Annotated in this window: 26 protein-coding genes; 14 read left to right on the plus strand and 12 right to left on the minus strand. The window is 58.4% G+C overall.

Annotation, left to right across the window (positions count from 1 at the left end; genetic code table 11):
- The first annotated feature begins 24 nt into the window (after nucleotides 1-24).
- On the plus strand, nucleotides 25-984 hold the full coding sequence (locus BMY44_RS16940) for a DMT family transporter (RefSeq protein ID WP_089997063.1): 960 nt from the start codon (nucleotides 25-27) through the stop codon (nucleotides 982-984).
- Nucleotide 985: 1 nt separating this feature from the next.
- Here the strand turns inward: BMY44_RS16940 and BMY44_RS16945 are convergent, their stop codons facing one another.
- The 4 genes from BMY44_RS16945 to BMY44_RS16960 all read right to left on the minus strand — a co-directional run bounded on the left by BMY44_RS16945 (nucleotide 986) and on the right by BMY44_RS16960 (nucleotide 4,585).
- Entirely contained in the window at nucleotides 986-2,473 is a 1,488-nt protein-coding gene (locus BMY44_RS16945) for a TIGR01777 family oxidoreductase (protein ID WP_089997064.1), read from the minus strand.
- 4 nt (nucleotides 2,474-2,477) lie between these two features.
- A complete protein-coding gene (locus tag BMY44_RS16950; RefSeq protein ID WP_242650590.1) occupies nucleotides 2,478-3,125 on the minus strand; it encodes a DUF4166 domain-containing protein in 648 nt (215 codons plus the stop codon).
- Between the two features lie 72 nt (nucleotides 3,126-3,197).
- Nucleotides 3,198-3,758: a GbsR/MarR family transcriptional regulator gene (locus tag BMY44_RS16955; RefSeq protein WP_089997237.1), complete on the minus strand. Its 561-nt coding sequence runs from the start codon at nucleotides 3,756-3,758 to the stop codon at nucleotides 3,198-3,200.
- A gap of 50 nt (nucleotides 3,759-3,808) precedes the next feature.
- Nucleotides 3,809-4,585, minus strand: coding sequence for an aspartate dehydrogenase (locus tag BMY44_RS16960; protein ID WP_089997065.1), 777 nt, complete (start codon nucleotides 4,583-4,585; stop codon nucleotides 3,809-3,811).
- A gap of 138 nt (nucleotides 4,586-4,723) precedes the next feature.
- Here BMY44_RS16960 and BMY44_RS16965 point away from each other — a divergent pair, with 138 nt between their 5' ends.
- Together BMY44_RS16965 and BMY44_RS16970 are read left to right on the plus strand one after the other, a co-directional pair.
- Nucleotides 4,724-7,129, plus strand: coding sequence for a GcvT family protein (locus tag BMY44_RS16965; protein WP_089997066.1), 2,406 nt, complete (start codon nucleotides 4,724-4,726; stop codon nucleotides 7,127-7,129).
- Between the two features lie 40 nt (nucleotides 7,130-7,169).
- Nucleotides 7,170-7,829 carry a TetR/AcrR family transcriptional regulator gene (locus BMY44_RS16970; protein ID WP_089997238.1) on the plus strand — a complete coding sequence of 220 codons (660 nt, stop codon included), beginning with the start codon at nucleotides 7,170-7,172 and terminating at the stop codon, nucleotides 7,827-7,829.
- Here the strand turns inward: BMY44_RS16970 and BMY44_RS16975 are convergent.
- Genes BMY44_RS16975 through BMY44_RS16985 form a run of 3 tightly spaced genes read right to left on the minus strand, consistent with a single transcriptional unit; the run spans nucleotide 7,815 to nucleotide 10,406 of the window.
- Entirely contained in the window at nucleotides 7,815-8,705 is an 891-nt protein-coding gene (locus BMY44_RS16975) for an NAD(+)/NADH kinase (protein WP_089997067.1), read from the minus strand. The two genes, BMY44_RS16970 and BMY44_RS16975, sit on opposite strands and share 15 nt — an antisense overlap.
- Before the next feature lies 1 nt (nucleotide 8,706).
- Nucleotides 8,707-9,726 carry an SPFH domain-containing protein gene (locus tag BMY44_RS16980; protein WP_089997068.1) on the minus strand — a complete coding sequence of 340 codons (1,020 nt, stop codon included), beginning with the start codon at nucleotides 9,724-9,726 and terminating at the stop codon, nucleotides 8,707-8,709.
- A gap of 5 nt (nucleotides 9,727-9,731) precedes the next feature.
- The gene (locus BMY44_RS16985) at nucleotides 9,732-10,406 is read right to left on the minus strand and encodes an NUDIX hydrolase (RefSeq protein WP_089997069.1); all 675 of its coding nucleotides are present in this window, start codon (nucleotides 10,404-10,406) and stop codon (nucleotides 9,732-9,734) included.
- A 133-nt stretch (nucleotides 10,407-10,539) separates the two neighbouring features.
- Here BMY44_RS16985 and BMY44_RS18250 point away from each other — a divergent pair, with 133 nt between their 5' ends.
- Nucleotides 10,540-10,689 (plus strand): hypothetical protein, encoded by a 150-nt coding sequence (locus BMY44_RS18250; protein WP_165611871.1) that lies wholly within the window; start codon nucleotides 10,540-10,542, stop codon nucleotides 10,687-10,689.
- Between the two features lie 3 nt (nucleotides 10,690-10,692).
- Here BMY44_RS18250 and BMY44_RS16990 read toward each other — a convergent pair whose 3' ends face one another.
- Together BMY44_RS16990 and BMY44_RS16995 are read right to left on the minus strand one after the other, a co-directional pair.
- The gene (locus tag BMY44_RS16990) at nucleotides 10,693-10,992 is read right to left on the minus strand and encodes a DUF1244 domain-containing protein (protein WP_089997070.1); all 300 of its coding nucleotides are present in this window, start codon (nucleotides 10,990-10,992) and stop codon (nucleotides 10,693-10,695) included.
- Nucleotides 10,993-11,004: 12 nt separating this feature from the next.
- The gene (locus BMY44_RS16995; protein WP_089997071.1) at nucleotides 11,005-11,739 is read right to left on the minus strand and encodes an N-formylglutamate amidohydrolase; all 735 of its coding nucleotides are present in this window, start codon (nucleotides 11,737-11,739) and stop codon (nucleotides 11,005-11,007) included.
- Between the two features lie 128 nt (nucleotides 11,740-11,867).
- On the opposite strand from BMY44_RS16995, the gene pyk reads away from it, so the two are divergent.
- From pyk to rplT, 4 genes are all read left to right on the plus strand, one after another.
- Complete coding sequence (gene pyk / locus BMY44_RS17000; RefSeq protein WP_089997072.1) at nucleotides 11,868-13,313, plus strand: pyruvate kinase; 1,446 nt, start codon at nucleotides 11,868-11,870, stop codon at nucleotides 13,311-13,313.
- 36 nt (nucleotides 13,314-13,349) lie between these two features.
- Nucleotides 13,350-13,571, plus strand: coding sequence for a hypothetical protein (locus tag BMY44_RS17005; protein ID WP_089997073.1), 222 nt, complete (start codon nucleotides 13,350-13,352; stop codon nucleotides 13,569-13,571).
- A 139-nt stretch (nucleotides 13,572-13,710) separates the two neighbouring features.
- Nucleotides 13,711-13,911 (plus strand): 50S ribosomal protein L35, encoded by a 201-nt coding sequence (gene rpmI, locus BMY44_RS17010; RefSeq protein ID WP_089997074.1) that lies wholly within the window; start codon nucleotides 13,711-13,713, stop codon nucleotides 13,909-13,911.
- A 13-nt stretch (nucleotides 13,912-13,924) separates the two neighbouring features.
- A complete protein-coding gene (gene rplT / locus BMY44_RS17015; RefSeq protein ID WP_089997075.1) occupies nucleotides 13,925-14,284 on the plus strand; it encodes a 50S ribosomal protein L20 in 360 nt (119 codons plus the stop codon).
- A 75-nt stretch (nucleotides 14,285-14,359) separates the two neighbouring features.
- Here the strand turns inward: rplT and BMY44_RS17020 are convergent, their stop codons facing one another.
- Together BMY44_RS17020 and BMY44_RS17025 are read right to left on the minus strand one after the other, a co-directional pair.
- On the minus strand, nucleotides 14,360-14,686 hold the full coding sequence (locus BMY44_RS17020) for a hypothetical protein (protein ID WP_089997076.1): 327 nt from the start codon (nucleotides 14,684-14,686) through the stop codon (nucleotides 14,360-14,362).
- Between the two features lie 62 nt (nucleotides 14,687-14,748).
- The gene (locus BMY44_RS17025; RefSeq protein WP_089997077.1) at nucleotides 14,749-15,798 is read right to left on the minus strand and encodes a GGDEF domain-containing protein; all 1,050 of its coding nucleotides are present in this window, start codon (nucleotides 15,796-15,798) and stop codon (nucleotides 14,749-14,751) included.
- Between the two features lie 131 nt (nucleotides 15,799-15,929).
- Between BMY44_RS17025 and pheS the strand changes: the two genes are divergently transcribed.
- The 3 genes from pheS to BMY44_RS17040 are packed head-to-tail and all read left to right on the plus strand — an operon-like array spanning nucleotide 15,930 to nucleotide 17,672.
- Nucleotides 15,930-17,003, plus strand: a complete 1,074-nt coding sequence (gene pheS / locus BMY44_RS17030) for a phenylalanine--tRNA ligase subunit alpha (RefSeq protein WP_089997078.1) — start codon at nucleotides 15,930-15,932, stop codon at nucleotides 17,001-17,003.
- A 37-nt stretch (nucleotides 17,004-17,040) separates the two neighbouring features.
- A complete protein-coding gene (locus BMY44_RS17035; RefSeq protein ID WP_089997079.1) occupies nucleotides 17,041-17,469 on the plus strand; it encodes a hypothetical protein in 429 nt (142 codons plus the stop codon).
- Nucleotides 17,466-17,672: a phenylalanyl-tRNA synthetase subunit beta gene (locus tag BMY44_RS17040; RefSeq protein ID WP_089997080.1), complete on the plus strand. Its 207-nt coding sequence runs from the start codon at nucleotides 17,466-17,468 to the stop codon at nucleotides 17,670-17,672. Before BMY44_RS17035 ends, BMY44_RS17040 begins: the two co-directional genes overlap by 4 nt.
- Here BMY44_RS17040 and BMY44_RS17045 read toward each other — a convergent pair.
- Nucleotides 17,642-17,848 carry a hypothetical protein gene (locus BMY44_RS17045; RefSeq protein ID WP_089997081.1) on the minus strand — a complete coding sequence of 69 codons (207 nt, stop codon included), beginning with the start codon at nucleotides 17,846-17,848 and terminating at the stop codon, nucleotides 17,642-17,644. The two genes, BMY44_RS17040 and BMY44_RS17045, sit on opposite strands and share 31 nt — an antisense overlap.
- Before the next feature lie 164 nt (nucleotides 17,849-18,012).
- Between BMY44_RS17045 and BMY44_RS17050 the strand changes: the two genes are divergently transcribed.
- The 3 genes from BMY44_RS17050 (at nucleotide 18,013) to BMY44_RS17060 (ending at nucleotide 21,637) form a co-directional block, all read left to right on the plus strand.
- A complete protein-coding gene (locus BMY44_RS17050; RefSeq protein WP_089997082.1) occupies nucleotides 18,013-18,795 on the plus strand; it encodes a CE1 family esterase in 783 nt (260 codons plus the stop codon).
- Nucleotides 18,796-18,864: 69 nt separating this feature from the next.
- Complete coding sequence (gene pheT, locus BMY44_RS17055; protein ID WP_089997083.1) at nucleotides 18,865-21,261, plus strand: phenylalanine--tRNA ligase subunit beta; 2,397 nt, start codon at nucleotides 18,865-18,867, stop codon at nucleotides 21,259-21,261.
- Nucleotides 21,254-21,637, plus strand: a complete 384-nt coding sequence (locus tag BMY44_RS17060) for a methylglyoxal synthase (RefSeq protein ID WP_089997084.1) — start codon at nucleotides 21,254-21,256, stop codon at nucleotides 21,635-21,637. The genes pheT and BMY44_RS17060 overlap by 8 nt, the downstream gene beginning before the upstream one ends.
- The last annotated feature ends 1 nt before the right edge of the window (nucleotide 21,638 follow it).

Genomic DNA, 21,638 nt, shown 5'->3' on the forward strand with positions numbered 1-21,638 from the left:
CAGGGAAAAACCGAAAGCAGTTCCATGTCTTTGAATGTCCGCGGAGCGTTGTTCGCGCTTCTCGCTTTTGCGATCTATTCGACCCACGATATCATCATCAAGGTATTGGGCGGGCTGTATTCACCGATCCAGATCGTGTTCTTTTCGGTCCTGTTATCCTTCCCGCTTGCCACTGTGATGCTGATGCGTGACAGCAATGCAGGCACGTTGATCCCGCGCCACCCATGGTGGTTGGGGTTGCGCACGATCGCGGCAGTACTCACTGGCGTATCGGCCTTTTATGCATTTTCGGTCCTGCCGTTGGCGCAAACCTACGCAATCATCTTTGCTTCGCCCTTGCTGATCACGATCCTCGCAATTCCGGTTCTTGGCGAACGGGTGGGCATATTCCGCTGGATGGCCGTTCTACTGGGGCTGATCGGTGTGATGGTCGTATTGCGTCCGGGACAGACTGACCTGGGGCTTGGTCATCTTGCCGCTCTTGCGGCAGCCATCGGCGGGTCCGTCGCCGCGATTGTCGTGCGCAAGATCGGTGCGGACGAACGTCCCGTGGTCATGTTGCTCTACCCGATGGTCTTCAATTTCGTGGTAATGGCAGCGTTGCTGCCACTGGTCTACGAACCGATGCCGATCGAACATCTGGGCATGCTGGGTATCATCGCAGTGTTTGCATGGGTGGCCGGCCGCCTGATCATCAAGGCCTATCAGACAGGCGAGGCCGCAATCATTGCGCCGATGCAATATAGCCAGATCATTTGGGCGTCGATCTATGGTTTTCTGTTCTTTGATGAATCCATTGATGGGCCGACCGCGCTGGGCGCGGGTATCATCATCTTATCTGGCCTGGTTATCGTCCTGCGCGAAAGTCGCGGTGGACGGTCTAAAAATACGCCGGTTCTGCGGAGTCGGTCGCGGGCTGAAACCGGGACAACGCCGCGCGTCTCGTTGTTCATGCGCATGGCGGGGAAAACCCCGCCACGCTAGGTCAGGCGTTTCGCGCCAACGGGACAGGCAGAACGTCACGCGTCGGACGAGAGCCGGTAATGCGTTGCAGCATCGGCCCGATGGTGTCGTGATCAAATTGGAACCCGTGGTCGAGCAGTTTGACTGGCACGACCCGCTGCCCGCCCAACATGGTTTCGCGCCCCATGTCACCAAGCATGCCAATCAATCTTGCCGGAAACCGCAGTACCGCAGGCCGGTGCAAAGCTGCACCAAGTGCGGCGGTGAAATCTGCATTGCGCACGGGGATCGGTGCAGTCGCATTCACCGGGCCAGCAATTTCGGGGTTGGCAATCGCAAAGGCGATGACGCGAATCATGTCGTCATGTTCGATCCACGGCATCCATTGCTGCCCGTCACCCATCACGCCACCGCCGCCGAATTCGAACGGCGTCAGCAGCTTGCCAAGCAGGCCACCGTCGACCCCCATAACAAGGCCGATCCGCAACACGACAAGCCTGACACCGTGGCGGGCGATATGCGCGGCGGCCTGTTCCCATGCTGCGCAGACGTCGTGAACGAACGCGGGATTGGGTTTCGCATCCTCTGCGAGGATCGTATCACCGTGCAGGCCATAAAAACCCACGGCAGACCCGTTGATGACAACGGCAGGCTTTTCATCCAGCCGCGCAATCAACGCATCCAGCGCGCGGGTCATGGCAACACGGGAATCGATGATCCGGGCCCGCTTTCGCGCAGTCCATGGCCCGGTGGCAACGCCTTCGCCTGCAAGATTCACAATGGCGTCGAACCGCATGTCGCTGTGAATCCGCTCAAGACTGTCGATCACCCGCACCGGATGGGCCAGTTGGTCGACCTTGCGTATATCGCGTGTCAGCACGGTGACATCATGGCCCGCCGCGACAAGCGCCTGAACAAGGCGCTGACCGATAAAGCCAGTGCCCCCGGTGATCAGGACGCTTTGACGCGGCGGCAGATCTTTGACCAACCGCGCAGGATCACCTCGATCCAACCGGTCGCTGCGTGAAGCAGCCAGCAAGTCACGCGCACTGAACAGACCGACACCGATTGCAGATGCAGTGGCAAAGATGCTCCACCAACCATAGCTGACGGGGATAAGTTCACTTGGCATCAGCGCCCAGCCCCACAAGACGGGTGCCGCAAGTGCAAGGATCGCGCCATAGTTCAGGGCAAGCAGGGTATGGGTCACGCGTTCGGTCGCAGGCAATTTGCGGGTCAGGTCTTCCTCGACAAAATCCCAAAGCGTGATCAACACCTCCACGATGAGTATGCCGCCAAGGATCATCGTCCAGACGCCATGCGGTTCAAGCCATGCAAAGCACAGGAAGATCACCAAATAGAAGAAATTGCGCACACAATGCAGGCGCAGTTCGTGTTTTTGCGACGGGCGCCAGGCGAGCCGTTCCGTGCCTTCATGATGGAACAGCGTGTCGAACGCTCCCATGGTGACTTGAATGGAAATCAGGGACCAAAGGACAGGGTTATCCATCGCGTTACTCCTTCGCGTCTTGAAACAGGCAGTCCTGCGCGATCAGTTCGCCGAACAGGCGGTTATGAAGGCGCAGGGAAAACATGAAATTGTGTTCGCCCAGATCATGGTGTCCGATCACCAGCGCGCCGGGCGACAGAAAGCGGGGCAGGCGGAATTTGCGGCCAAAGACCTGAACAAAGTAGTGATCGCTTTTGAACAAAAGCGCATCGTCCTCGGCGACGATCTTCAACGCCATGCCGATGCCATACCCGATGTATTCTTCCAACCCGCTGGGGCCCGCGAAACGCTTCGAGCTGTGCACCACTTGCGGGAACCCCTTGGCACGCCCGTATTGACGCACCCAGAACTGCCCGTCGCTGGCAATGTCTTCGGTGACAATGACCACAGCTGGCTGACCTTTGGAAGACAGGTCATAGGGCAGTGGGGCACCAATCAGACGGGCGGCCTGCGCCAGAAGCCTGCCCGCAAGGTTCATCTGCATCGCGACAACCTTGCCCTGATAGGCAACGCTAACGCCGCCCTTCAGGCGCTTGCCAAAGCGGCGGCGCACAGCAGCGGGAAGGCGGTGCCAGCCAGCCTCGCCCAGCAGTTTGCGAAAGCGGCAGTCAGAAGCCGGGGCATCATCTTCAAAAACTTGCTTCATCAACATAACAATCACCAATTCCGTACTATCGTTTATTTCTGTATAAACAGAAATTCACAGGCAAAGAAAAAGCAGGGTCTATTCACTTTTCTTTCCGGTCAGGCGCAGCACGGAAAACACCTTATCGCCCATTTTCATCAGCATGTTCAGCTGCTTCTTTGGCACGCCAAGCATCTGCGAATACCACTTGTCGGCGGTGTTCAGGAAATCCTGCATGTCTTTCAGGCGGCGTAAAACCTCAGGGTCAAGTCCCGGCTCGCTCTCGGCCTTGGTCACACAAGCCTCGATCGCGGTGCGGGCGGGGTCGATCTCACGCTCCTTGCGACCTTGTGCGATGCGCATGGCCATTTCCCAAACGTCCGCCTCTGCCTCGAAATGCTCGCGCCGATCGCCCCGGATGGGTACACGGCGGATCAGTTTCCAGCCGACCAGTTCCTTCAAGGAATTGGACACATTCGACCGCGCAATCCCCAACTCGTCGGTGATCTGCTCTGCATTCATCGGCTTGATGGACAAAAACAACAGCGCATGGATCTGCGCGACAGATCGGTTCACACCCCACTGACTGCCCATATCACCCCAATAAAGGATGAATTGCGCCTTGGCGGAAGAATCGTGGATGTCAATAATTTCTGTCATGACAGAAACATCGGACACAACGGACGGAAAGTCAAGCGAAACATGTTCCGTCAAAACCCGATCGGGCTTTGTCGTTCGAGGATGGCGTTCACGATGGACATCGCGGCCAAAGCGGAGCTTTTCGGGTTTGCGGGCAGACCATGGCCCGAGATGGTAAAGGTGAGCGATCCAAATGCCCCTGCGGCGCGCACCTCATGAAGGTTCTGCGCAACAGTCGGATCCGCGATCAGCTGCACCGTGGTCGCGTCAAAGCCGCGCCCGGCGAGGGCGACAGCCGCTGCGACATTCGCATTCTTCGGGTAGGTAAGCGCTGCCTCACGTGCGGTTCCTTCGAAATGCACACTAGGTTCCCGAATATTGTGCAGATCAAGCACCTTTTCAGCAGGTGATCCAATCCATCCTGCAGGTGGTTTGCGGCCGATATAGGTGACCGTGTCCAAGCGCCCAGCCCGTGCCGCCCGCAAAGCGTCAAGGCCACCGATCGCGCCACTGGCGATTTGCAAGCGCGCACCGCCTGAATCGGCAGCATTGCGCAGCAGCGCCATCAGATCACGATCCGCCAACGCCCCGAGCGACACAGTCAGCACATTCATTCCCCGTCGCAAGGCCTGCGCACCGTGGGCTCTTAATGCCCCATGGCCGCCGCAGTCGACGATCAATGCGCAGTCGGTCGAAACATCTGCAATTGAAGAAACAAGCGGCGGATCGCGGGTCACATTTTCCTTGCCCGGACGCACAATCTCGGCAACTTCGGTGACGTCGCACCCCGCAAGTGCGCCGCGCACGAAACGTGCGATCGCCCCGTGCCCGATGATCGCAATTTTCATACCCTCACCTCCTGCCCGTCCAAAGATATCAGGTCTGCCGGTGCCTGCATCTTTTTATTGACCCACAGGCGGGCGGCGGACTAGCGTTTTGAGGAATGGACATAAGTGTCTAGTGCTCTCATTGCGGGAAGGGATGGTATGAATTCGCATTATCGGGTTGTCGTTGTCGGAGGCGGCGTTGTCGGGGCATCAGTCCTATATCATCTCGCAAAGATGGGTTGGTCCGATGTCTGCCTTGTTGAACGTGCGGTGCTGACGGCGGGGTCAAGCTGGCACGCGGCAGGCGGGATCCACGCCCTGAATGCGGACCCGAATATCGCGGCACTGCAGGCCTATACAATTGATCTGCTTCCCAAGATCGAAGAGGAATCCGGCCAGAATATCGGTCTGCGGATGACCGGCGGGCTGACCATGGCCGGCACACCAGAACGGTGGGAATGGTTGCAGTCCGCCTACCGCACCTTCCAGTCCATCGGCATTGATGACTGCCGTCTTGTCACGCCAAAAGAGGCAGGCGAATTGAATCCCATCATGTCCACTGACGGGTTCCTTGGTGGCATGTGGGCGGACCGCGAGGGTTATCTCGACACCACGGGCACCGTCCACGCCTACGCCGGCGCGGCCAAAAAGAACGGCGCAAAGGTGCTGGAACATACCCGCGTATTGGAACTGCACCAACTGTCGGATGGCTGGAAGGTCGTTACCGACAAGGGCGGCATCACCTGCGAGCACGTCGTGAACGCCGGGGGGCTCTGGGCCAAACAGGTTGGACGCATGGCGGGCATTGAGTTACCGGTCTCTCCGCTCAAGCACCATTACCTGATTTCAGACACGATCCCCGCGCTGGAAGATCTGGATTTCGAAGTGCCGATGACTGTCGATTTGGAAGGATTCACCTATCTGCGGCAGGACCAAAAGGGCGTGCTGCTGGGAATCTACGAGGTCGATCATGAACATTGGGCGATGGACGGTGCCCCATGGGATTACGGGATGGAGCTGTTTCAGGAAGACCCCGACCGGATCGAAAAAGAACTGACGCTCGGGTTCGAACGTTATCCGGCGCTGCAAGACGTCGGGGTAAAAACATGGGTGAATGGGGCCTTCACCTTTTCGCCCGACGGCAACCCGCTGGTTGGACCTGTCCCCGGAAAGCCCGGCTATTGGTGCGCCTGTGCTGTGATGGCCGGTTTCCTGCAAGGCGGCGGTGTCGGCAAATCTCTGGCGGAATGGATCATCGAAGGCGAACCGGAAGCCGACTGCTACGGTATGGACGTTGCCCGCTACGGCACCTTTGCCGAGAACAAACAGTACATCCGTGAAACCACTGGCCAATTCTATTCACGCCGCTTCGTGATGACCTATCCAAACGAGCAGTTGCCTGCCGGGCGACCCTTGAAAATGGCTCCGGCCTACAGCGACATGACAGCGGCAGGCGCGCGCTGGGGCTGCAGTTGGGATCTGGAAGTGCCGCTCTATTTTGCGCCTGAAGGTTTCGCGGAAACACCTTCACTGAAGCGATCAAATGCGTTTGATTTCGTTGCAGCGGAATGCAAGGCAGTGCGCGAAGCTGTCGGTCTTCTCGACATTTCCGGTTTTTCCCGTTTCGAAGTCACCGGACCAAATGCGGAAACCTGGCTGAACAAGATATTTGCGACAAAGCTTCCCAAGCCGGGACGCGCACGCCTTGCTGTCATGTTGGGTCATGACGGACGGTTGAAGGGCGATCTGACGTTGTTCAACTGGGGCGATGGCACGTGGTGGATCATGGGCAGCTACTACCTGCGTCGCTGGCACGCGCGCTGGTTCGATGATCACATGATTGACGGTGTCAGCCTGCGTGATCTGGGTGAAGATACAGTCGGCTTCTCGCTCTCGGGTCCGAAATCCAGGGCAGTTATCGAAAATCTGACCGATGGTCCGATTGGTGAATTGCCGTTCATGGGCTGCGGCGACTTTGACATCGGCATGATCCGTTGCAAGGTTGGCCGTCTCTCGGTTGCGGGTGAATTGGGATATGAAATCCACTGCCGCATGGGCGATCACATCACACTGCGCAACACGCTTCTCAAGGCCGGTGCGTCCGAAGATATCAAGGAATACGGGTTCAACGCGCTCTTGTCGCTGCGCATGGAAAAGAGTTTCGGAATCTGGTCCGCTGAATTCACCCAAGGCTACACGCCGGGCATGACCGGGATGGACCGCTGGATTGACTGGTCAAAGACCGATTTCATCGGGCGGGATGCGGCACTAAGCGAACGCGATGGCGATGGTCCGACGCAAACGCTGGTGACGCTAGAGATCGCCGCAAAGGATGCGGACGCCAGCGGGTTCGAACCAGTCTGGGCAGGCGATAAGCGTGTCGGCTTTGTGACATCGGGGGATTACGGACACACCGTCGGCAAATCGCTGGCCATGGCGTTGGTAGACAAGGAACATACGGCGATTGGTACGGAATTGACCGTGCACGTCGTTGGCGTGGCGCGAAAGGCGAAAGTGATCGCCTCCTCGCCATACGATCCCGATGGGAAAGCCATGCGCGGATGATGCAACGGCACGCTATCCCTGACCGTGCATGGTCAACAGCATGAATAAACCCGTTCTGCACCGTGATGACCCAGCGCTGGTGCCGCTGACCGGCAACGTCAAGGTAACGCGGCAGGACTGGCTGAACGCCGCGCTGGACGTGCTGGTGAATAACGGTGCAAGTCAGGTGAAGATCCTGACGCTCGCTGACCGGATGGGTGTGTCGCGCTCCAGTTTCTATTGGTATTTCAAATCGCGCGCCGACCTGCTGGACGCGCTGCTGGATCATTGGCAATCGCGAAACACGGACGCACTGATCCGGCAGTCGGCCTTACCTGCCACTACTATCACAGCAGCGGTGTGTAACGTCTTCCACTGCGTACTGGACGCGCGGCTGTTTGATGCGCGACTTGATTTCGCAATCCGCGACTGGTCGCGCCGGTCTGACAAGGTGCGGCGGGTGCTCGACCACTCAGACCGTCGCCGCGTCGATGCACTGGCTGCTATGTTTGCGCGTTTCGGCTTTCCCGACGCGGTCGTCCGGGCGCGCGTGCTTTATTACATGCAGACGGGGTATGATGACGCAACGCTTGCAGAGTCGCTGGAAGAACGGATCGCCCAGGTGCCAGCATATCTTTACGTCTTCACCGGGCAGCACCCGCAGCCGGGCGAGGTCGAAGCGCTTGCCGCATACGCGCGAGCCGCGTCAGACGACGAGTGACAGACGCTTTTCAGCAATCCTGATCTGCGCCTGCACGCCCCAATCAAACGGCAGATAGTCCTGCTCGATCCCGTCGGCGAAGATCACGCCGCCTTCGTTGATGCGTGAAAGCAGGGTCAAGGACGCATCGCCGCCAATCTCGCCTGCCGCGATCTCGCAACCGCTGGTCCGGCTCGGCCACGGTTCTCGGGCGAAAAACGCCGCCCGACGTTCTTCGGGCGCGATTTCAAAAGGACGATGGGTCGCGGTCATTATCGACTTGGCCCAACCTGTCAGGCCGGTGCCGGTGGCAACGATCATGCCGGACGAGCTTTGGAATTCCTCCGTGCCGCCCGCTTGCACGACATAGCGGGCCGACTGGTGGGACCGGTGTCCGATAAACAATTCGTTCAGGGCCAGCAATGACAGGCCTTCGCCCGCATCCGCCTGCACCATGGCGCGAGCCTGCACGTCGATGTCTGCATGACCGGCGGCCTTCAGCAAGGCAGGCAAACGGTCGACACCATGCCGGGTCAACACACCTTCGGACGATGCAAGGTCGGGCGAGACACCAATGACGGGCTGGCCGTCCAGATACTTGGCAAGGTTCGCAACAAGACCGTCCTGACCAATGGGGACGATGATGTCATTGGGTCCAAACAGAAACCGGTTCAGATCGTCGCGCATGACGTGAACAAAGGTCCATTCTGCTGGCACAGCCTCTTTGGCGGCGGCGAGGGCGCGGGATTGCAGCGCATCCCGCACCTCCAGGTCTGCAATTGTCTGGCCACGGGTGGACAGAAAGAATTCGGCCTGACCCCGCGTGCCGTGCTTGGCCAGCAGGGCGGCATATTCAGTCTCGCGACTGACAAGAACGACACGCGGGTTCAAAGCCATCTCAAATCTCCCGCGCGGGCGGGCCCATCAGTTGCCTGGCCTGCTGAAACAGGCTGGCCAGCATGTCGGGGCTGATATTCAAACTGTCGATCTTCTCCAGCTTGGATGCGAATTCCTGCGCGGCCAGTGCGAACATCACAGCTGGCGGCACATCTGCAATCGCAGACATCCGGGCCTTTTCCATGTCGGCAGCGGCCTGTTCCACGGCGCGGATGCGCTTGGCTTCGGCTTCGGCCCCGATGATCTTGGCCTCGCTTTCCGCTTCGACAGTGATCCGCTTGGCAGCGGCCTTTGCCTCGGCTTCGGATCGCGCGTTGGCGTCTTCGCGTGCAATCAGATCTTTACGGCGTGATGCCAGTTCAATCTGGTTTTGCAATTCGTTTTCCGCAATTGCCCGTTCCTTGTCGACAGCCAACGCACGCCGCGAAAAAGTCGCTTCATCCGCCTTTTGCTGCAAGCTTTCGAAAGTCGGGGCCTGCAAGGCGCGATAAAGTTCAGAGCTGGGGGACAAAGCCGCCACACGAATGCTGACAACTTCAAGCCCCATCCCGTCCAAGGTCGGGTCCGCGTTGAATCCCGCGGCAATCGCGGCCTGCACGGGCGACAGGCCTGCTTCCAGCAGTTCGCGCACGCCTTTGTCCTTCAGGTATGCATCCGCGAAAGTCCGCACGAGGCCAGTCAAAACGGATTTGATCTGTTCTTCGGGTTTGTCCAACCGGACGCCCTTGTTCACATCTATGCCGAAATCAACACGCGATGCGATCTTGTCGGCGTCTGCGACGCGCCAGATAACAGATCCTTGAACGGCCAGATCCTGATAGTCGGACGACTGGCCTTTGATCATGAAAATCAGTTCGCGGTCGTTCATCGGAATTTCGGCCAGTGATGCACCATTCGGATCAAACCAGAATGACAGACCACGGCCCGATTTCCTGAGCGTCCCCTTGCGGAAGTATTGGATGTGCTGGGACGCTTCGGCCCGCAACTGATTGGCGAAAATATAGCGTTTAATGTGTGCCATGGTCCTTACTCCTCTGGCTTGACTTGGTAGAGTTCGGCGGGGCGATAGGCACCGCCGGTTTCGAACTCGCCTGTCGGGACGATCATCCCGCGATCCAGGAGCTTGCGCCGGAACGGGGGTTTCTTGAGTGCGCGGGCAAGAATGGCTTCGTGCACCTCTTGCACTTGGCGCAACGTGAACTTCGGTGGTAAAAACGCGTAGGCAACGTGCGAGTAGTCTAGCTTGCCGCGTAATCTTTTGACGACGTCGCCCAGTATGTCGGCGTGGTCAAAGGCAAGGGGCAAGGAAGCTCCGTCGATGATCGCCGCAGCTTTGCCGCCTTCTTCGGCGGGCCAACTCACAACAACATCGGCCAGTTGCACATCACCCAGAACATGCGCGGGACATAGTGCAAGGTAGACGATGCTGACGACACGCCCGCGCGGGTCACGATCCACAGCGCCGTAACTGGCAAGCTGTTCGAAATGGACGCCGCTGATGCCAACCTTTTCGGTCAGAACACGGGCCACGGTGTCGTCCAGTGAATCCGTGACACGGACGAACCCACCGGGCAGGGCAAAGCCAGGAATGTCGGTCTCGGGCCGATTGACCAGCAGCACTTTCAGCTGGCCATCCACCACTGTGATGATGGCAAGGTCGACCGCGACGCTGGGCTTTGCATATTTATCAAGATCGCTCATATCTTATATCCGTTTTGGTTATTACTTAAATAGATATAAGATATAACGTTGTCAATTAGGAAATGTCCTTCTTTGGAACATTTGCGGGGACAAGCGGTTTCTCCAATGAACCATGACAAAACCGGAGGATAGGATGACCCGCACGAATGACAGCCTCGTCAATCACGAAAGCAAGACGCTGGACCTGAAAGGGTCCGAGCAGCATCACGCGCTCAAGAACCGCCCCGGTGAAAAGGGTGATCCTGACCACGTGAAGGAAAACGACGAAAAGAAAGAGGACTAAAACCTAGTCCTTGGAATGGGTCGCGTTGAAAGCGGCCTGCGCTTCTGGCGTGGCATCTGTCTGATGCCGCGCCTTATATTCTTCAAAAGGCATGCCATAGAACGCCTCGCGCCCTTCGGCCTTGTCCATCGCAATGCCGCGCGCATTTGCGGCTTCTTGGTACCAGCGTGACAGGCAATTCCGGCAAAACCCGGCCAGATTCATCATGTCGATGTTCTGCGCGTCAGGGCGATCTTCCATAAGATGTTTCTGCAAGCGGCGAAATACTTCGGCTTCGATTTCGATACGCGTTTGATTATCCATCATTTCACTCCCTCAAAGCCCGGTACGGGCGAGTGTTTGTTGCAATATAGGGGCCAGCCGACCAGCCCAAAGGGTTTGACCGGCTTCATCCGCGATCAGATCGTGGCGCAGTTCAATCAGGACGTTCGGGCGGCCTTGGCGCAGCGCATGTTGATCCACCGCATCACCGGGCAAATGCCCGGCGTAGGGCTGATTATCACCGACACACCACCCTTGCTCGCGACAGGCTTCCAGAAACGGCAACGCCAATCTGGAATCATCCGCATACAGCACACCTACCTCCCAAGGTCGCGGCGACCGGCTGCGCAGGCGCGGGGTAAAGCTATGAATCGCGCAAACCACCGTATCCATGCGCCGGGCCGCCAGCTTTTCGTATGCGGCGTGGTAGGGGCGATAAAGACGTTCAAGCCGAACGGCCAACTCTGCGGCATCCGCTTTGCGGTTCGCCGGAATAATCGTGCCGTCATAAAGGCGCATCATCAGGGTCGGATCATCTTCGCCCCGGTTCGGATCGACAACAAGGCGCGAGAATTTCGACAGGATGGCGGGACAATCCAGCAGATCAGCCAGAACGCGTGTGACGCCAGCAGCGCCGATATCATAGGCGATATGGCGTCCCATATCTTTCGGCGGCAGGCCAAGATCGCCACCGTTGACCCACCCGGGCACATGGTTGGATGCATGATCACAGGTCACCAACCAGCGGCCCGGTCTCGACTCGCCAATAATTTCGAATGCTTCCGTCACGGGTAAACCCTGCCATTTCTTCGCCAATGCATTTAGGCTAGTTGTGACGGGAATGGAATTGCGCAATAAGAGCGCGACTCTTGTGTTACCGCTAACGCTAACGATTCCGTCCCCATGAAGGAAGACCCATGAAACGTCATCGCAATGTTAAGATTGTCGCCACGCTTGGTCCTGCGTCCAACGACTACAAGATGATCCGGGCACTCCATGAAGCCGGAGCCGACGTCTTTCGCCTGAACATGAGCCATGGCGATCACGCAGAAATCAAAGCGCGCCACGAAATCATCCGGCAGGTCGAAAAAGACCTGAACTCACCCATCGCGATCCTTGCCGATTTGCAGGGGCCAAAACTGCGCGTCGGCACCTTCAAGAACGGCGAAGAAGAGCTGATACCAGGCGCGGCGTTCCGGCTTGATCTGGACGAAGCCGAAGGCGATGTGAACCGCGTGCGCCTGCCGCATAAGGAAATCTTCGATGCGCTGGAACCGGGCGCGCACCTGCTTGTCAACGACGGCAAGATCAAGCTGCGGGTCAAGGATTGCGGCGCGACATTCGCAAATTGCGAAGTGATTGTGGGCGGCACCATTTCCAACCGCAAGGGCGTGAACGTACCTGACGTCGTTCTGCCGCTGGCAGCTCTCTCCGAGAAAGACCGCAAGGATCTGGAGTTCGTCTGCGAACTTGGCGTGGACTGGCTGGCGCTGTCCTTTGTGCAGCGGCCGTCCGACGTGGACGAGGCGCGCGCACTGGCCAAAGGACGGGCGGCGATCCTGTCCAAGATCGAAAAGCCCGCGGCGGTGAAGAATTTCGAAGACATCCTCGCGGTGTCCGACGGTATCATGGTCGCACGTGGCGATCTGGGTGTCGAACTGCCAGTACAGAACGTGCCACCGATCCAGAAGCAGCTGGTGCGCAAGTGCCGGGCGGCAGCCAAGCCGGTCATCGTTGCGACGCAGATGCTCGAATCGATGATCGAAAGCCCGATGCCGACCCGCGCAGAGGTCAGCGACGTTGCGACCGCTATCTACGAAGGCACCGACGCGATCATGCTGTCAGCGGAATCCGCGGCAGGTGACTACCCGATCGAAGCCGTCACAACCATGAGCAATGTCGCCGCCGAAGTCGAAGCGGATCCGACCTACACGGAAATCATCGAAGCCTCCCGCATGGCAAAACGTGCATCCGTGGCCGATGGAATCGTCGCCGCGGCGCGCGAGATCGCGGAAACGACGGACATCAAGGCCATCTGCTGTTTTTCGCAGTCCGGCACAACGGCGCTGCTTGTCAGCCGCGAACGGCCTCGCGTGCCGATCGTTGCACTGACCAGCCGTGTTGACACAGCGCGTCGTCTTTGCCTGTCATGGGGTACAAACTGCGTGATCACCGGGGATGTCACACGCTTCAAGGAAGCCGTGCTGAGCGCGGTGCGCGGCGCACTCGCAGAAGGGGTTGCCACCAAGGACGATTTGGTGGTCGTCACAGCCGGTGTGCCATTCAATACGCCCGGTTCGACAAATATTCTGCGTGTGGCCCCTTGTGACGAACGCTTGATCGTTCCAGCAGAGGCTGATTAAACTAACGCCGAAGGACGCTGCAAAAGGACAAGTCCTATGAACCCGGATCTATTTTTTGTGACCGGCGTGGTTATCGGTGTGTTTTCGATCCCGGCAATTGTCAGTGCTTTCGCTGACGGGCGTGCGCCACGCACGCCTGCTTTCCTGATCATTATCGGTGGCCTGATGATAGGCTATGCGATGCAGCAACGGCCGGGATCTTACGGTTTCGACACGCTGCCCGATGTCTTCGTGCGGGTGATCGCACAGTATTTCTAAGACCGTATTTTCGTGCGATTGCGCGATTCACAGCTTGCGTTGCGGGCCGCTTCCTCCTAGAAGGCGGCTTCACTCCGCGCGTCCGGCCGATATGGCATGCCGAGTCGCGCGTTTCGACCGACCTTAAGAGGAGACGGAAATGCCGAAGATGAAGACGAAATCGAGCTGCAAAAAGCGGTTCAAGTTGACGGCCTCTGGCCGCATCAAAGCGGGTCAGGCCGGCAAGCGCCACGGCATGATCAAGCGCAGCACCAAATTCATCCGTGATGCCCGTGGCACCACAGTCCTGTCAAAGGCTGATGAGCAGATCATCAAGCCAATGATGCCCTACGCACGTTAAGGAGGACTGAGATATGCGCGTTAAAGGTGGAACAGTCACACACCGTCGTCACAAGAAAGTCCTTGATGCAGCGAAAGGTTACTATGACCGTCGCTCCAAGACATTCAAAGTTGCAAAGCAGGCCGTCGACAAGGCGAACCAGTATGCGACCCGCGACCGTCACAACCGCAAGCGGAACTTCCGCTCGCTCTGGATTCAGCGGATCAACGCTGGCGTCCGCTCTGTTGACGAGACACTGAACTATTCCAAGTTCATCAACGGCCTGACGCTGGCTGGCATCGAAGTCGACCGCAAGGTTCTGGCCGATCTGGCTGTCAATGAACCAGCCGCGTTCGAAGCGATCGTTAACAAAGCAAAGGCTGCAATGGCCTAAGCCATCCAGACCTGAAGTCAAATGGGGGCCGCTCTGAAAAGGGCGGCCCTTTTTCGTATCAGGCCACCGGTCTGCCTATTGTTTCGGTACTGCCACGCAGGATTCGACAAACACGCCGTTCATCGTCTGCGCGCCATGATCGGTGACGATGATAACCGTTTTGTCCGCGACTCCGATGATATTTCGGATGGTTGCGGCACAATCATCCAACGTTTCATCAGATTCGATTATCAACTGTGCCCCGCTGCTCAGTGTGATTATCAGCGTTGCAGGTTCTTCCATTCCGATGGGCGGTGTTTGCACGCTGGCGATATGTGCCCCGCTGATGCGGTTTTCGATAAGGCTTTTCTGCGCCAACGCTATGGCAGGGCAGAGAATGAATAATGCGGCGAGGTATTTCATGAGGTCGTCCCAAGTCGCTTGCAGCTTAGGGCAGCGTTGCACGATGTATCGCGCCTTGGCAATTACCCGGCGGCCATGACGTCCTGGCGGACATGGGTGACGACCGTGTTGCGTCCCGCAGCTTTCGCCGCGTAAAGCGCCTTGTCGGACCGGCGCAGCGTTTCGTCGAAACTCGAATCCTCGTAATCCGGTGATGCGATCCCGATGCTGGCGGTGACGGCGACCAGACCGTCATTTGTTTGAAATGGCGTGTCCTGAATGACATTGCGCAGACGGCGGACGAATGGGCTAGCGGCTGAATCGCTCATCCCGCCGAGCAGGATGCAGAATTCCTCTCCTCCCATGCGGATGATCGTATCGCCCGACCGTAGCTTCGACTTCAGGCGACGGACGGTTTCGCGCAGCACGGCGTCGCCGATTGCATGACCCATCGAGTCGTTGACAAGTTTGAAATGGTCGAGGTCGACCGAGGCAATGCAAAACGGACGCGCAATTGCCATCCAGTCGTTCCAGTGCTGCGCAGCCGTATGTGCAAGGTGGTTGCGGTTGAAGGCACCGGTTAGCGGGTCGGTTCGTACCAGTCTTTTCAGGTCGGTCATTTGTCGCAGCAAAATAACCTGCGCGCCCAGGACGCTTGCGAGCACTTCGAATATCGCTCTGTCGCGGGGCGATACGACCCGCGCCTTGCGATAGGTCGCGCTGATGACACCAAGGCACAGCTTGTCACCAATGACCGGCACCGCAACGATCGTACCCATCCCTGCAGCACCCAACACCCGGCACCCGGCATAGCGCTGTTGTTCCAGGTGCCGTACGATCCGCATTTCCCGGCTGAAAAGAACATCGCCCATCAGGCTACCTGCAATCGGGTGACTGCGCCCGGCGGAGGCGCGGCCAGTGTCGCCGGATTGATGCACGACGAAGGTCGTGTCGCTATCCTGGATGGCGACGGCGCATCGTTCGGCATTTGTCATCCTGATGGCCCATCGCACAAACAGTTCTGACAAGGCATCCTCGCTTGTTGCGTTTGTCATTTCCATCAGGAAACCAAGGGGAATCTGGACGTCTTCCTCCACATCTGGTGGGCGCAAAGACGTGGTGTGGATAGTCATGCATTACCTCGCTGCAGCGACACCGATCTAGTCCAATTCCGTTAAGAATTGCTAAAGCGGTGCGCCAGCTCGCCCTTGCCCCTGTGCCGGCATTTCGCTAACCCATGCCGAACCATTCCAAGAGGCGTGACATGGACGATCTTAAAGCCAAGTACCTTGATCTGATCGGCAATGCCGGAGACGAGAACAGTCTTGAAGAACTGCGCGTTCAGGCGCTTGGCAAAAAGGGCGAGATCAGCCTGCAGATGCGCGAGCTTGGCAAGATGACCCCGGAAGAGCGGCAGGTCGCCGGCCCGGCTCTCAACGCGCTCAAGGATGAAATCAACAGCGCCCTTGTCGCGAAACGGACCGCACTTGCCGATGCGGCGCTTGATGCGCGTCTGCGCGACGAATGGCTGGACGTGACTCTGCCATCGCGTATGCGCGGACAAGGCACGATCCACCCGATCAGCCAGGTCACCGAAGAGGTGACGGCAATCTTCGCAGATATGGGGTTTTCCGTCGCCGAAGGGCCGCAGATCGAAAGCGACCACTATAATTTTGACGCACTCAACATCCCCGGTCACCACCCGGCGCGCGCGGAAATGGACACGTTTTATACGCACCGTCGCAAAGGCGATAATCGCCCGCCGCACGTTCTGCGCACACATACGTCTCCGGTGCAGATCCGGTCGATGGAACAAACCGGCGCACCGACCCGCATCATCTGTCCCGGCCGCGTCTATCGTGCCGATTACGACCAGACGCACACACCGATGTTCCATCAAGTCGAAGGGCTGGCGATCGACAAAGACATCTCGATGGCGAACCTGAAATGGGTGCTGGAAGAGTTCGTCAAAAGCTACTTCGAGGTGGACAACGTCGACATCCGCTTCCGCGCGTCGCATTTCCCCTTCACCGAACCCTCGGCCGAGGTCGACATCCGCTGTTCATGGGCAGGCGGCACATTGAAAGTGGGCGAGGGCGACGACTGGCTCGAAATTCTGGGATCCGGCATGGTTCACCCCAAAGTGCTGCAAGCGGGTGGGATCGACCCGAATGAATGGCAGGGCTTTGCTTTCGGCATGGGCATCGACCGGATCGCAATGCTGAAATACGGGATACCTGATTTGCGGGCGTTCTTTGATTCCGACCTGCGGTGGTTGCGGCATTATGGGTTTGCAGCGCTGGATCAACCGACGTTGCAGGGTGGTTTGAGTAGGTAGGCGTACCAAACGCCAACTTCGAGGAAAACCACCGCACATGTTTATCGAGTTGGTAAGGTGGACGACAGAGTTCGGGCGGGTGATTACCACCGCCGGAATTGGCTTTGGAATTCTCTGGTATTGTTTCTGGACGACGCAGGATTACAGGCTGCGCTACCGGTTCAGCAAGGCGACCGCCCACTTGACCGCCGAGGACCTGCACCTTGGACGGCAAAGGAACATTGACGTGCTTGTGGCGTATTACCAATCATGCGCGACGGCAAAACTTCTCGACACGCGCGTTGTAAAAGCAGAGCGGCAGGTGCATTTCAGGCGGGCGAAGGCTGCGCTTGTGATGGTCACGGTTCTGGATGAACATATCGCCGCGTCCGCTAAGGTGGCCGCACCACTAAGCTATCTCTACGCGAGACGGCAGATCATTCTTGAGGCGAAAAGGAAGCGAAAAATGGCGAACCTCTCAACATGACACTCCACCGCATCGCCCTCACACTCCTCGCGACCCTCATCGTCGGCGGACACATCGCGATGTGGACCTCTGACATGCCCAAAGACCTCGCACTCAAGCTGACGCTGATCAACGCGGCGGGGTGGGGGATCGTGCTGATACCAGCTTATGGAGTTTCACGCTGGGCGCGGGCTCAGCGCCCGATGGCGGCGCGCGAAGACTGACAACCGATACGCTTGGTGCTCAGTTCAAACCCGCTGGACTGGCATTTGCGGACACCGTCACCCAGCAAGGCCAGCCCGTTGCCGTACTGCTGCGATTCCGCGTAAAGCTTGAGGGACGCTGTCAGAACCAACAGCGCCGCTGCCAAAATTACATAATTTCGTCCTGCATCCAACATGATGCCCTCATTCGACAACAAAACCAGAATACTGTCCTGATTGGACCAGATGACGGAAACAATTTGTCAAAAATTTGATTGACGCAAGGTAACCTCAAGGCGTTTTTGACCCGCTCACTCAACGGTGACGTGACAAGTGTGGCGGCGTATCGCAAAACGCTTGCATGGTGTTGCGTGTCTTGATTGCCATCTTGTTGCTTGCGTCTCCCGTTGCCGCCTGCGAGGCCGACATCGCCTGCCGCATCGACAACCGGTCCTATCATGTGCGCCTGCCTGACGATTGGGATGGCGTCACCCCGATGCCCGTCATGCTGCATTTCCACGGCTGGGGACGCCAGGGTGATCTTGTCGTCAACCACGGCCGCATTTCCGCCTCGACCCGTAAACGCGGGGTTCTCTTACTGGCTCCAAACGGCAACGGGCGCACTTGGAATTTCCGGCGCGGGCGCAGTGAGGATGTGGATTTCGCAGCAGCAGTGATCGAAGATGCCGCGGCGCGCTTTCCGATCGACCGCGCGCGCATCTTCGTTTCCGGCTACTCCTTCGGGTCGGGAATGGCGTGGCGCTATGTCTGTGAAAACGGCAACGGCGTCGCTGCGCTTTTTGCGGTGTCCGGCACGATCGACCAGCGCGAAACCTGCCCAGAGGCACCGGGCGAGGTGCGCCATGTCCACGGGCTAAGCGACAATGTGATGGGCTATCCCAAGGGGCAGGGGAATGATCTGCTCTACCCTGTCGCGCTCTGGCGGGCAGCTTACGATTGTGACGGGGCCAGCGCGCCTGACCCCTATTTTATCCGCAGTTTCCTGACCTTTGATCGCTACACGTGGGATTGCCCGCGCGGGCGCGTGACCTTCGACCAGCATGCCGGCGGACATTTCATCCCGCACGGCTGGTTTGGACGGCAACTGGACGAGATGCTGGGGCTTACCCCAAGCTACCCCTAAGCGCACTTCCCCCTTGCGCTGGTCTGCGTTAGACAAACGCCAAACCGCAGACCGGACGGAACAAACGACATGAAATTCACACTTTCCTGGCTCAAGAGCCACCTCGACACCACCGCCTCGGTGGACGAGATTGCTGAAGCGCTGACCGATCTGGGGCTGGAAGTCGAAAGCATCGAAAATCCAGCAGACAAGCTGTCGGATTTCACGATCGGCTATGTCGAAAGTGCGGAAAAGCACCCCGATGCCGACAAGCTGAAGGTGTGTCAGGTCAATACCAAGGATGGCCCGACCCAAATCATCTGTGGTGCGCCGAACGCACGCGCGGGGATCACCGTCGTCATCGCATCCCCCGGCACCTATGTGCCGGGCATCGACACCACCATCGGCGTCGGCAAGATCCGCGGCATCGAATCCTTCGGCATGATGTGTTCCGAACGCGAGATGGAAATGTCGGACGAACATGACGGCATCATCGAATTGCCCTCTGGCGAGGTCGGACAAACCTTTCCGGACTGGCTGGCTGAACATGATCCAGCCAAAGTTGATCCGGTCATCGAAATTGCCATCACACCGAACCGCCCAGACGCCTTGGGCGTGCGCGGGGTTGCCCGCGATCTGGCTGCACGCGGACTTGGCACACTCAAACCGTGCAAAGTCACCCCCGTCCCGTCGGCGTTCAAGGCCGACATGACCGTCAGCATCGACGAAGACACGCTGGATGGCTGCCCGCTCTTTTGTGGTCGCGTGATCAAAGGCGTGAAAAACGGCCCTTCACCGCATTGGCTGCAGGATCTGCTGCGCGCGATCGGTCTGCGCCCGATCAGTTTTCTTGTCGATGTGACCAACTATTTCACCTATGACCAGAACCGCCCCTTGCACGTCTTCGATATGGACAAAGTGGCTGGAAACCTGCGCGTTCTTCGGGCCGCAGGTGGCGAAACGCTGACCGCACTTGATGAAAAAACCTACACACTGCAACAGGGCCAGATGGTGATTTCCGATGACAACGGCCCGGAAAGCATTGCGGGAATTATGGGTGGACTCGAAACAGGCTGCACCGAAGAAACAGTCAATGTCTTTGTGGAAAGCGCCTATTGGGATCCGGTTCAGATCGCCTATGCCGGGCGTGCGCTTAAAATCAACTCCGATGCCCGCTACCGGTTTGAACGGGGCGTTGATCCGGCCTTCACACCCGAAGGGCTGGAACATGCGGTGCGGATGATCGTGGATCATGCGGGTGGCGAAGCCTCCGAACTGATCCAGGCCGGTGCAGTGCCCAATACCTCGCGCGCATACGAACTGGATACAGCGCATATTGAATCGCTCGTTGGCATGGAAATCTCTGATGCAGATCAACGTGCGTCGCTCACAGCGCTCGGGTTCACTCTTGACGGTGACATGGCGCATGTCCCCTCGTGGCGACCCGACGTGCAGGGCGAGGCTGATCTGGTCGAGGAAGTTGCCCGGATCGCATCGTTGACCAAGCTGCAGGGTAAACCATTGCCCCGCGTCAACGCCGGTGTGCCCAAGCCAATCCTTACCGCAGGCCAACGTCGCGCCAGCATCGCGCGGCGCACGGCTGCGGCGCTGGGTTACAACGAATGTGTCACGTACAGCTTCATCGACGCCAAGGCAGCGGCCCTCTTCGGCGGCGGTGGCGATGAAACCATGCTGGAAAACCCCATTTCCACTGAAATGAGTCATATGCGCCCCGCATTGCTGCCCGGCCTCTTGCAGGCTGCCGCGCGTAATCAGGCACGTGGGTTCATGGATATGGCCCTGTTCGAGGTCGGCGACGCATTCCATGGCGGCGAACCCGGTGAACAGCACATGATGGTCAGCGGCGTCCTGATCGGGAGGACCGGGCCAAAAGACGTGCACGGTGAATCGCGCGCGGTCGATCTCTACGATGCCAAAGCCGATGCAGAAGCAGTGCTGTCCGCGATGGGCGCCCCGACCAAGGTGCAGATCCTGCGCGGAGCCAGCGGCTGGTGGCACCCGGGGCGGCACGGCATGATCTGCCTTGGCCCCAAGAAAGTGCTGGGCGTATTCGGCGAACTGCACCCCAAGGTGCTGCGCGAAATGGACATCAAGGGTCCGGCCGTCGCCTTCACGCTTTGGCCGCATGAAATCCCACAGCCCAAGAACCGCACGACCAACCGTGGCGCACTGCAGGCGACCGACCTGCAAGCCGTCGAACGGGATTTTGCCTTTGTCGTTGACGCCGATGTCGAGGCGCTGACGCTGGTCAATGCGGCCGCCGGTGCCGACAAGGCGCTCATTGCTGACGTGCGGGTGTTCGACGAATTCATCGGCGGCAGTCTGGGTGAAGGCAAGAAATCACTCGCGATCACCGTGCGCCTGCAACCGACCGAAAAGACGCTGAAAGAAGACGATATCGCTGCCGTCGGTGCAAAAATCATCGAAAAGGTCAGCAAGGCAACGGGCGGCACGCTCCGTGGCTAAGGGCAAGCATCTTGCATTGATCGCGCATGATCGCAAGAAGGATGCGCTGTCCATGTGGGTCAAGGCGCACGAAGCCGCGCTGACCGGCCACACAATATCCTGCACGGCGACGACGGGCGGTGTCATCGAAAAGAACAGCCCCGGCCTGAAGGTCGTCAAAACCAAAAGCGGCCCACTGGGCGGGGACCAACAAATCGGGGCACTGATTGCGGAAGGCGAAATCGACCTTCTGGTGTTTTTTACCGATCCGCTGTCACCGCACCCGCATGATGTGGACGTCAAGGCGTTGACGCGGCTTGCCACAGTCTATGACATCCCGATGGCCTGCAGCAAAGCGACCGCAGACCTGATCATCGCATCCGGTTTCTTGGACTAGG

The organism is Cognatiyoonia koreensis, from assembly GCF_900109295.1.
GTDB lineage: Bacteria > Pseudomonadota > Alphaproteobacteria > Rhodobacterales > Rhodobacteraceae > Cognatiyoonia > Cognatiyoonia koreensis.

Coding starts and splice junctions, on each gene's coding strand:
- BMY44_RS16940 (WP_089997063.1), top strand. CDS start 25: ATGTCTTTGAATGTCCGCGGAGCGTTGTTCGCGCTTCTCGCTTTTGCG.
- BMY44_RS16945 (WP_089997064.1), bottom strand. CDS start 2,473: ATGGATAACCCTGTCCTTTGGTCCCTGATTTCCATTCAAGTCACCATG.
- BMY44_RS16950 (WP_242650590.1), bottom strand. CDS start 3,125: ATGTTGATGAAGCAAGTTTTTGAAGATGATGCCCCGGCTTCTGACTGC.
- BMY44_RS16955 (WP_089997237.1), bottom strand. CDS start 3,758: ATGACAGAAATTATTGACATCCACGATTCTTCCGCCAAGGCGCAATTC.
- BMY44_RS16960 (WP_089997065.1), bottom strand. CDS start 4,585: ATGAAAATTGCGATCATCGGGCACGGGGCGATCGCACGTTTCGTGCGC.
- BMY44_RS16965 (WP_089997066.1), top strand. CDS start 4,724: ATGAATTCGCATTATCGGGTTGTCGTTGTCGGAGGCGGCGTTGTCGGG.
- BMY44_RS16970 (WP_089997238.1), top strand. CDS start 7,170: ATGAATAAACCCGTTCTGCACCGTGATGACCCAGCGCTGGTGCCGCTG.
- BMY44_RS16975 (WP_089997067.1), bottom strand. CDS start 8,705: ATGGCTTTGAACCCGCGTGTCGTTCTTGTCAGTCGCGAGACTGAATAT.
- BMY44_RS16980 (WP_089997068.1), bottom strand. CDS start 9,726: ATGGCACACATTAAACGCTATATTTTCGCCAATCAGTTGCGGGCCGAA.
- BMY44_RS16985 (WP_089997069.1), bottom strand. CDS start 10,406: ATGAGCGATCTTGATAAATATGCAAAGCCCAGCGTCGCGGTCGACCTT.
- BMY44_RS18250 (WP_165611871.1), top strand. CDS start 10,540: ATGACCCGCACGAATGACAGCCTCGTCAATCACGAAAGCAAGACGCTG.
- BMY44_RS16990 (WP_089997070.1), bottom strand. CDS start 10,992: ATGGATAATCAAACGCGTATCGAAATCGAAGCCGAAGTATTTCGCCGC.
- pyk (WP_089997072.1), top strand. CDS start 11,868: ATGAAACGTCATCGCAATGTTAAGATTGTCGCCACGCTTGGTCCTGCG.
- BMY44_RS17005 (WP_089997073.1), top strand. CDS start 13,350: ATGAACCCGGATCTATTTTTTGTGACCGGCGTGGTTATCGGTGTGTTT.
- rpmI (WP_089997074.1), top strand. CDS start 13,711: ATGCCGAAGATGAAGACGAAATCGAGCTGCAAAAAGCGGTTCAAGTTG.
- rplT (WP_089997075.1), top strand. CDS start 13,925: ATGCGCGTTAAAGGTGGAACAGTCACACACCGTCGTCACAAGAAAGTC.
- BMY44_RS17020 (WP_089997076.1), bottom strand. CDS start 14,686: ATGAAATACCTCGCCGCATTATTCATTCTCTGCCCTGCCATAGCGTTG.
- BMY44_RS17025 (WP_089997077.1), bottom strand. CDS start 15,798: ATGACTATCCACACCACGTCTTTGCGCCCACCAGATGTGGAGGAAGAC.
- pheS (WP_089997078.1), top strand. CDS start 15,930: ATGGACGATCTTAAAGCCAAGTACCTTGATCTGATCGGCAATGCCGGA.
- BMY44_RS17035 (WP_089997079.1), top strand. CDS start 17,041: ATGTTTATCGAGTTGGTAAGGTGGACGACAGAGTTCGGGCGGGTGATT.
- BMY44_RS17040 (WP_089997080.1), top strand. CDS start 17,466: ATGACACTCCACCGCATCGCCCTCACACTCCTCGCGACCCTCATCGTC.
- BMY44_RS17045 (WP_089997081.1), bottom strand. CDS start 17,848: ATGTTGGATGCAGGACGAAATTATGTAATTTTGGCAGCGGCGCTGTTG.
- BMY44_RS17050 (WP_089997082.1), top strand. CDS start 18,013: ATGGTGTTGCGTGTCTTGATTGCCATCTTGTTGCTTGCGTCTCCCGTT.
- pheT (WP_089997083.1), top strand. CDS start 18,865: ATGAAATTCACACTTTCCTGGCTCAAGAGCCACCTCGACACCACCGCC.